Source organism: Bradyrhizobium campsiandrae (genome assembly GCF_014529705.1).
Taxonomy (GTDB): Bacteria; Pseudomonadota; Alphaproteobacteria; order Rhizobiales; family Xanthobacteraceae; genus Bradyrhizobium; species Bradyrhizobium campsiandrae.
On sequence record NZ_JAANIH010000425.1, the window covers coordinates 1 to 241 of the forward strand.

The 241-nt window shown below is 62.2% G+C and carries 1 protein-coding gene; it reads left to right on the forward strand.

The annotated features are described in order from the left end of the window. The coding region (locus G8O24_RS43775; RefSeq protein WP_244646481.1) for an ABC transporter substrate-binding protein at nt 1-241 on the forward strand (241 nt) is incomplete at both ends.

The following is a 241-nucleotide window of genomic DNA, read 5'->3' on the forward strand; positions in this document are numbered from 1 at the left end:
AATTTGTTCATGGCGAGCCCGGCAAAGTGGCAGCACTTCTACGAGAAGGCGGAAGGCGCCGATGCCAAGGCGAAGTCGCAGGCTGCCTGGACCGCGTTCGCCAAGGATGCCGCGGGCACCGGCCCGTGGAAGATGGCAAGCTTTACCCCGCGCGAACGTCTCGAGCTGGTCAAGAACGCCGACTATTGGGACAAAGCCCGTGTGCCCAAGATCGACAAGATGGTGCTCTTGCCGATGCCGG